Genomic DNA, 8,347 nt, shown 5'->3' with positions numbered 1-8,347 from the left:
ACGCTCGCCGCGTTGTCGTCGGTCACCGACGCTCCGCGTCGATTCCCTCCTCCGCCTTGCGATCGCACGCACCAGGCCCCGCCGGCCCCGCCCTTCCGGGCGGCCGAGGCCACTTTGACGACACTCCCTAGGGTCGAGCCTCATGTCCACGACGACCCCGAACACGAACGCGAACACCACCACGCTGTGGCGTCCGACGGGCCCGGTCGAGCTCGACCTCGTCCGCGCGCTCGACCGGCGTGCCTGGCCGCCGCGGCTGCCCGAGCAGCCGATCTTCTACCCCGTCCTCAACGAGGACTACGCGATCCGCATCGCCCGCGACTGGAACGTCAAGCACGACGGGGCCGGCTTCGTGACGCGCTTCGAGGTGGACACCGAGTTCCTGGCCCGGTACCCGGTCCGCCGAGCGGGCGGGGAGACGATCCTGGAGCTGTGGGTCCCGGCGGAGGAGCTGGACGAGTTCAACGCGCACATCGTGGGCCGGATCGAGGTCGTACGCGAGTACCGCTGAACCGGGCGCCGGGCGCCGGGCGCTGAGCAGGGCGCCGCGCCGTAGGCCGGAGTGGGTCGCCGAGACCGGCCGTGATCGAAAACAATCACGGTATGACTTCCGCGCCCGCGCCCCGCATCCGTGCCCGGTCCTTCGACGCCGCCGCCGCGCAGTACTCGGCCAACCGGCCCGGGTATCCCGGGGAGCTGTTCGACGCCCTCGAAACGCTCGCCGGGCGGGGGCTGCGCGGCGCCAGGGTGGCCGACGTGGGTGCCGGGACCGGGATCGCCACCGGGCTGCTGCGCGCCCGCGGGGCGGACGTCGTCGCCGTCGAGCCCGGCGACGGCATGGCCGCCGAGTTCCGGCGGGAGCACCCGGGGATCCCGCTCGTGCGCGGGGACGGCGACCGGCTGCCGCTCGTCACCGCCGGGTTCGACTTCCTCACGTACGCCCAGGCCTGGCACTGGACCGACCCCGCCCGCTCGGTCCCCGAGGCCCGCCGCGTGCTCCGACCCGGCGGCGCGCTCGCGCTCTGGTGGAACGACACGGATTCCGCCGTCCCCTGGATCGCCGAGCAGGACGAGCGGATCCGGACCCTCTTCGAAGCCGACGAGCCCGCCACCCGTCGCACCCTGCCGCCCGGGCCGGCGTTCACCATGCGCAAGGTCCGCTGGTCGCGCCGGGTCCCGCTCGACGTCCACCTCGCCAACCTCGCCAGCCACTCCGCCTTCCTGATGCTCGGGCCGGCCGGCACGCAGGCGTTCGTCGACGCGGAACGGGCCCGGCTGACCGCCCTGTTCCCGGACGGGACGGTCGAGGAGCGCTACGTCGTCACCCTCGGGGTGGCCCTCGTGTGAGCCCCCGCCCCCGCCCCGCCCGCCGCTACCCTTCGCGCTCCCGAAGCACCGCCGCCCGGCACACCGACGGCGAGCCCCACGCGTCGCGCAGCGGCCGCGCCTTGCGCAGCCACAGGGAGAGGTCGAGCTCCTCCGTGTAGCCGACGGCCCCGTGGAGCTGCAGCGCCGTCATGGCCGCCGCGTACGCCGCCTCGCCCGCCGCCAGCTTCGCCGCCGCGACCTCCCACGGCGTCAGGCCCAGTGCCGCCGCCCACACCAGCGGCCGGGCGAACTCCAGGGCCAGCAGCGTGTCCGCCAGCCGGTGCTTCACCGCCTGGAAGCCGCCGATCGGCGTCCCGAACTGCGTGCGCTGCTTCACGTACCGCACCGTGCTCGCCAGCAGGGCCTCGCCCACCCCCAGGCACTGCGCCGCCGTCAGCAGCCGCGCCCAGCCCAGGGCCGTCCCCGCCGCCGCGAGGACCCGGGGGCCGGCCGCCAGCGGCTCCCCGTCCGGCGCGGGCCGGGAGAGCCGCCGCGCCGGGTCCGTGGAGCGCAGCATCCCGCCCTCCCCGGCCCCCGCCAGCCGCAGCTCGCCCGGCGCAGAGACGGTGAAGCAGTACGCCGCCGCGTCCGCGTCGAGGGCGTACGGACCGCCGCCCGGCAGGGTCAGCGTGGCCAGGGCCTCACCCGCCACCAGACCGGGCAGGAAACGCTTGGCCGGCCCCTCCTCCCCGAGCCGCGCGAGCTCCGACAACAGCACGGCCGCCGCGGCCGTCTCCACCACCGGTCCCGGCACCCCGGCCCGCCCCAGCTCCACGAAGCCGAGCGCCAGCTCCACCGGCAGCAGCCCCACCCCGTCATGGGCCTCGTCCGCCGCGAGTGCGAACAGCCCCGTCCCCGCGAGCCGCGACCACAGTGCCCGCCCCGGTCCGTGGTCGCCCGCGCCCCAGGCCCGTACGGCCGCCGGGACCTCCGAGGCGTCGAGCAGGCCGTGCAGCGCACGGGCGAAGTCCGACTGTTCGCCGGTCGGCAGGAAGCGCATCAGCGGCGGCCCTTCGGGAGGCCGAGCAGCCGCTCGGCGATGATGTCGCGCTGGATCTCGTTCGTGCCCGCGTAGATCGGCCCGGCCAGCGAGAAGACCCAGGGCTCCGCCCACGCGCCCTCCGCCAGCTCCGCGTCCGGGCCCAGCAGGTCCAGCGCCGTCTCGTGCAGGGCGATGTCGTACTCCGACCAGAACACCTTGTTCAGGCTGGACTCGGCGCCGATCCGCTCACCCGCCGCGAACCGCGAGGCCGCGGCCCAGGTGAACAGCTCGTACGCGCGCGCCCCGACCACCGCGTCCGCCACCCGGTCCCGCACCGCGGTGTCCGCCGGATCCCCCTCGGCCCGCCACAGCGCGCGCAGCCGGTCCGCCGCCGCCAGGAACCGGCCCGGCGAGCGCAGGGTCAGCCCGCGCTCGTTGCCCGTCGTCGACATGGCGATCCGCCAGCCCTGCCCCGGCTCCCCGATCACGTCCGCGTCCGGTACGAAGACCTCGTCCAGGAACAGCTCCGCGAAGGCGGGCTTCCCGTCCAGCCGGCCGATGGGCCGCACCGTCACTCCCGGCGCCCGCAGGTCGAACATCAGGTACGTCAGCCCCTGGTGCGGTTTCGGGGCCTGCGGATCCGTCCGGAAGATGCCGAAGGCCCGGTCCGCGAAGGCCGCCCGCGAGGACCAGGTCTTCTGCCCGGACAGCAGCCAGCCGCCCCCGGTGCGCACCGCCCGCGACCTCAGCGAGGCCAGGTCGGAGCCCGACTCCGGCTCGGACCAGGCCTGCGCCCAGATCACCTCGCCGCTCGCCATCGGCGGCAGGACCCGCGCCCGCTGCTCGGGGCTCCCGTGGTCGAAGAGGGTGGGCGCGAGGAGGCTGATGCCGTTCTGCGAGACCCGGCCGGGCGCGCCCGCGGCCCAGTACTCCTCCTCGAAGACCAGCCACCGCTCGATGTCCACGCCCCGGCCCCCGTACTCGGCGGGCCAGGACACCGCCGACCAGCGGTCCGCGTGCAGCCGGGCCTCCCACGCGCGGTGCGCGGCGAAGCCCTCCGCGGTCTCCAGGGAGGGGAGGGGGGAGCCGGGGACGTGTTCGGCGAGCCAGGCGCGGGCCTCGGCCCGGAAAGCGGCCACCTCCGGTGCATGGGTCAGGTCCATCAGATGTCCGCCTCCGTCGCACGGGCCCGTTCGACACTTCCCTAACAAGTGTTTGGTAGGTTAACGTACGGCCATGAGCATGAACACCCCCAACGCCCCCGACTACGTGCCGGGACACGGGCTGCTCCAAGGCCGTACGGCCGTCATCACCGCCGCCGCCGGCGCCGGGATCGGCGGGGCCACCGCCCGCCGCTTCCTGGAGGAGGGCGCCCGCGTCGTCATCGGCGACGCGCACGCCCGCCGCCTGAAGGAGGCCGAACAGGCCCTCGCCGCCGAGTTCGGCGCCGGCCGCGTCGCCTCACTGCCCTGCGACGTCACCGACGAGGACCAGGTGGGGGCCCTGTTCACGCTCGCCGAGCAGACCCACGGCGGCCTGGACGTCGTCGTCAACAACGCCGGCCTCGGCGGCACCGCCGCCCTCGTCGACATGACCGACGAACAGTGGGGCAAGGTCCTCGACGTCACCCTGAACGGCACCTTCCGCTGCACCCGCGCCGCCCTGCGCTCCTTCAAGGCGTCCGGCCGGGGCGGGGTCGTCGTCAACAACGCCTCCGTCGTCGGCTGGCGCGCCCAGACCGGCCAGGCCCACTACGCCGCCGCCAAGGCCGGGGTGATGGCGCTGACCCGCTGCGCCGCGCTGGAGGCGGCCGGGTTCGGCGTACGGGTCAACGCGGTCGCCCCGAGCCTGGCCATGCACCCGCACCTGGTGAAGGTCACCAGCGAGGAGCTGCTGACCGAGCTGACGGCCCGCGAGGCCTTCGGCAGGTACGCCGAGCCGTGGGAGGTCGCCAACGTCATCGTGTTCCTGGCCAGCGGCTACTCGTCGTACATGACGGGCGAGACCGTCTCGGTCAGCAGCCAGCGGGCCTAGGGGGTGTCCGGCCGCAGAATGGGCTCGTGCCAACGAACAAGCCGACAGCCCATTCGCCCGCCAAGAGGCCCCAGGTGAGCGCTTCGCCGGAGCGCCGCCGCGAGCTCCTCGACACCGCCGCCGAGGTCTTCGCCGCGCAGGGTTACAACGCCACCACCGTCCGCAAGATCGCCGACGCCGCCGGCATGCTCGCCGGCAGCCTCTACTACCACTTCGATTCCAAGGAATCGATGCTCGACGAGATCCTCTCGGCCTTCCTGACCGAGCTGTGGCAGGGCTACGACACCGTCTTCGCCGCCGGCCTCGGCCCCCGGGAGACCATCGAGGCCCTCGTCACCGAGTCCTTCCGGGAGATCGACCGGCACCGCGCCGCCGTCGCGATCTACCAGAAGGAATCCCGGCACCTGTCCGCGCAGCCCCGCTTCCACTACCTCTCCGACTCGCAGCAGAAGTTCGAGAAGGCCTGGCTGGGGACGCTGGAGCGCGGGGTCGCCGCCAAGGTCTTCCGGGCCGACCTCGACATCCGCCTCACCTACCGCTTCGTGCGCGACACGGTGTGGGTGGCGGCGTCCTGGTACCGGCCGGGAGGACAGCACAGCCCCGAGGAGATCGCCCGCCAGTACCTGTCGATGGTGCTGGACGGGATCGCCGTACGCAGCTGACCCCCGAAGGAGCACCCGCCATGCCCGAGGCCTACATAGTCGATGCCGTACGCACCCCCGTGGGCCGGCGCGGAGGGGGCCTGTCGGGCGTCCACCCGGCCGACCTGGGCGCGCACGTCCTGAAGGCGCTGGTCGAGCGGTCCGGGGTGGACCCGGCCGCCGTCGAGGACGTGGTCTTCGGCTGCCTGGACACGGTGGGCCCGCAGGCCGGGGACATCGCGCGCACGGCCTGGCTGGCGGCGGGGCTGCCGGAGGAGGTGCCGGGGGTCACGATCGACCGCCAGTGCGGCTCCTCGCAGCAGGCCGTCCACTTCGCGGCGCAGGGGGTGCTCTCCGGGACCCAGGACCTCGTCGTCGCGGGCGGGACCCAAAACATGTCGATGATCCCGATCGCCTTCGCCTCGCGGCAGGCGGCGGAGCCGCTCGGCCTCACGCAGGGCCCGTACGCGGGCAGCGAGGGCTGGCGGGCCCGGTACGGGGACGCTCCGGTGAACCAGTTCCACGGCGCGCAGCTCATCGCGCGGAAGTGGGGGATCTCGCGCCGCGACATGGAGGAATTCGCGCTCGGCTCGCACCGGCGGGCGATCCGGGCCGTCGACGAGGGCCGTTTCGCGCGCGAGACGGTGGCGTACGGGGAGGTGCGCGTCGACGAGGGCCCGCGCCGGGACACCACCCTGGAGAAGATGGCGGGCCTGAAGCCCGTCGTCGAGGGCGGCACGATCACCGCGGCCGTCTCCTCGCAGGTCTCCGACGGGGCCGCGGCCATGCTGATCGCCTCCGAGCGGGCGGTGGCGGAGCACGGGCTGCGCCCGCGGGCCCGCATCCACCACCTGTCCGTACGGGGAGAGGACCCGATCCGGATGCTCTCGGCCCCGATCCCGGCCACGGCGTACGCCCTGAAGAAGACCGGCATGTCGCTGGACGACATCGACCTGGTGGAGATCAACGAGGCCTTCGCCCCGGTGGTCCTGGCCTGGCTGAAGGAGACGGGCGCCGACCCCGAACGGGTGAACGTCAACGGAGGGGCCATCGCGTTGGGCCATCCGTTGGGTGCCACGGGGGTGAAACTGATGACCACCCTGCTCCACGAACTGGAGCGCACGGGCGGCCGTTTCGGCCTCCAGACCATGTGCGAGGGCGGTGGTCAGGCCAATGTCACGATCATCGAGAGGCTGTAGCCGCAAGGCATCCGGGGGCCCCGCCCCCGGATCTTCCCCACCCGACGCGCAGGCGGGGCTGGGTGCCGGCGCCGAGATGTGCTAGCTTGGTGAGCGTTGCAGTTGTGGTACCCATGAACTTTATGTGCGCCTGACGGGAATGTTCCTCAGGCGCTTTTATTGTTTTGCCGGACTCTCCGGATGGGGCCCTTTGCCGCCTATTCAGGAGATTTAAAATGGCACTTGGCACCGTGAAGTGGTTCAACTCGGAAAAGGGCTTCGGCTTCATCGAGCAGGACGGTGGCGGCCCGGACGTCTTCGCCCACTACTCGAACATCGCCACCCAGGGCTTCCGTGAGCTCACCGAGGGTCAGCGCGTCTCGTTCGACGTGACCCAGGGCCAGAAGGGCCCCCAGGCGGAGAACATCCTCCCCGCCTAATTGCTTCAGCTTGCCGGGGTCCGCACCGCAAGGTGCGGGCCCCGGCTTGTCTGCTGTTTCGCACCTTTGCTTTACCTTGCCGGTTTCAGGAGGGCTTTCTCGCATGACCAGCTCCAGCTCCGCACGACCCAGCCGCCGCCCCACCCGGGGCCGAGGCGCGGCTCAGGGACGTCCGAAGGCTGGCGCGGGACGGCAGAAGTCCGCCCCCGTCGCCCGGCCCCAAGAATTCACCATGCCCGAACCGCTGACCCCGGCGCTGGCGCCGGTCACCGCGTTCGAGGACATGGGCATGCCCGAGGCGCTGCTGAAGACCCTCGCCGCCCAGGGCGTCACCGAGCCGTTCCCGATCCAGGCCGCGACGCTGCCGAACTCGCTCGCCGGCCGTGACCTGCTCGGCCGCGGCCGCACCGGCTCCGGCAAGACGCTGGCCTTCGGCCTGGCGCTGCTGGCCCGCACCGCCGGCCGCCGCGCCCAGCCGAAGCAGCCGCTCGCGCTGGTCCTCGTACCGACCCGTGAGCTCGCGCAGCAGGTGACCGACGCCCTGGCCCCGTACGCCACGGCCGTCAACCTGCGCACCACGACCGTCGTCGGCGGCATGTCGATCAACCGGCAGTCCGGCGCCCTGCGCCGCGGCGCCGAGGTGCTCGTCGCCACCCCCGGCCGTCTGAAGGACCTCATCGACCGCGGTGACGCCGACCTCTCCCAGGTCGCGATCACCGTCCTCGACGAGGCCGACCAGATGACCGACATGGGCTTCATGCCGCAGGTCACCGCGCTGCTCAAGCAGGTCCAGCCCGAGGGTCAGACCATGCTGTTCTCGGCGACCCTCGACAGGAACATCGACAAGCTCGTCAAGATGTTCCTGCACGACCCGGTCGCCTTCTCCGTCGACCCGTCCGCCGGCGCGGTCAGCACGATGGAGCACCACGTCCTGTACGTCATGGACGAGACCGACAAGAAGGCCGTGGCCACGCGCATAGCCGCTCGCGACGGCCGGGTGATCATGTTCGTGGACACCAAGCGCGGTGTCGACCGCCTGGTCAAGAAGCTCCTGGCGGACGGCGTCCGCGCCTCCGGCCTGCACGGCGGCCGTTCGCAGCCGCAGCGCAACCGGACCCTGGACTGGTTCAAGACCGGCGAGGTCACCGCGCTGGTCGCCACCAACGTGGCCGCGCGCGGCATCCACATCGACGACCTCGACCTGGTCGTCAACATCGACCCGCCGACCGACCACAAGGACTACCTGCACCGCGGCGGCCGTACCGCGCGCGCCGGCGAGTCCGGCAGCGTGGTCACCCTGGTGCTGCCCGACCAGAAGCGGGACATGTCCCGACTGATGTCGGACGCCGGGATCTCCCCGCGCACCGCGCAGATCAAGTCCTCCGACGAGGAGCTGTCCCGGCTCACCGGCGCCAAGGAGCCCTCGGGCATCCCCGTCGTGCTGGAGGTGCCGCAGCAGCCGGCTCCCGCAGGCCGTCGTTCCGGCGGCCAGGGCGGCGGCGGCCGTTCCGCGAACCCGCGCCGTCGTTCCGGCGGCCCCTCCGCCGCTCAGGGCGGCGCTGCGCCGACCGGTGGCGGCGAGGGCCGTCCGCGTCGGGCCCGCTCCGCCGCGGGTCAGGGCGGCGGCGGCCAGAGCGCCGCGCGCGGCCAGGGCGGCCAGGGCGGTTCCCGCGGTCAGGGCGCCGGCGGCGGCCAGGGCGGCGC

Annotated in this window: 9 protein-coding genes; 7 read left to right on the top strand and 2 right to left on the bottom strand. The window is 73.3% G+C overall.

Translation table 11 applies throughout. The features are described from left to right. The first annotated feature begins 142 nt into the window (after window positions 1-142). The gene (locus tag ACFXGI_RS38300; RefSeq protein WP_384717597.1) at window positions 143-511 is read left to right on the top strand and encodes a hypothetical protein; all 369 of its coding nucleotides are present in this window, start codon (window positions 143-145) and stop codon (window positions 509-511) included. Between the two features lie 92 nt (window positions 512-603). After that, a complete protein-coding gene (locus ACFXGI_RS38295) occupies window positions 604-1,347 on the top strand; it encodes a class I SAM-dependent methyltransferase (protein ID WP_384717594.1) in 744 nt (247 codons plus the stop codon). A 25-nt stretch (window positions 1,348-1,372) separates the two neighbouring features. Here ACFXGI_RS38295 and ACFXGI_RS38290 read toward each other — a convergent pair whose 3' ends face one another. Together ACFXGI_RS38290 and ACFXGI_RS38285 are read right to left on the bottom strand one after the other, a co-directional pair. Further along, entirely contained in the window at window positions 1,373-2,368 is a 996-nt protein-coding gene (locus tag ACFXGI_RS38290; protein ID WP_384717591.1) for an acyl-CoA dehydrogenase family protein, read from the bottom strand. Further along, window positions 2,368-3,513, bottom strand: a complete 1,146-nt coding sequence (locus ACFXGI_RS38285) for an acyl-CoA dehydrogenase family protein (RefSeq protein WP_384717588.1) — start codon at window positions 3,511-3,513, stop codon at window positions 2,368-2,370. Before ACFXGI_RS38285 ends, ACFXGI_RS38290 begins: the two co-directional genes overlap by 1 nt. 79 nt (window positions 3,514-3,592) lie before the next feature. Between ACFXGI_RS38285 and ACFXGI_RS38280 the strand changes: the two genes are divergently transcribed. From ACFXGI_RS38280 to ACFXGI_RS38260, 5 genes are all read left to right on the top strand, one after another. Beyond that, on the top strand, window positions 3,593-4,384 hold the full coding sequence (locus ACFXGI_RS38280; protein ID WP_384717600.1) for an SDR family oxidoreductase: 792 nt from the start codon (window positions 3,593-3,595) through the stop codon (window positions 4,382-4,384). 26 nt (window positions 4,385-4,410) lie between these two features. Continuing rightward, the gene (locus ACFXGI_RS38275) at window positions 4,411-5,046 is read left to right on the top strand and encodes a TetR/AcrR family transcriptional regulator (protein ID WP_384717585.1); all 636 of its coding nucleotides are present in this window, start codon (window positions 4,411-4,413) and stop codon (window positions 5,044-5,046) included. Window positions 5,047-5,066: 20 nt separating this feature from the next. Beyond that, window positions 5,067-6,224, top strand: coding sequence for an acetyl-CoA C-acetyltransferase (locus ACFXGI_RS38270; protein WP_384717582.1), 1,158 nt, complete (start codon window positions 5,067-5,069; stop codon window positions 6,222-6,224). Between the two features lie 215 nt (window positions 6,225-6,439). Continuing rightward, complete coding sequence (locus tag ACFXGI_RS38265; RefSeq protein ID WP_008743912.1) at window positions 6,440-6,643, top strand: cold-shock protein; 204 nt, start codon at window positions 6,440-6,442, stop codon at window positions 6,641-6,643. A 103-nt stretch (window positions 6,644-6,746) separates the two neighbouring features. Continuing rightward, on the top strand, window positions 6,747-8,347 hold a 1,601-nt coding region (locus ACFXGI_RS38260), incomplete at its 3' end, for a DEAD/DEAH box helicase (RefSeq protein ID WP_384717579.1).

Source organism: Streptomyces sp. NPDC059355, assembly GCF_042752335.1.
Lineage (GTDB): Bacteria > Actinomycetota > Actinomycetes > Streptomycetales > Streptomycetaceae > Streptomyces.
The sequence above is the reverse complement of the archived record's forward strand: the minus strand, read 5'-3'. Positions and strand labels throughout refer to the sequence as shown.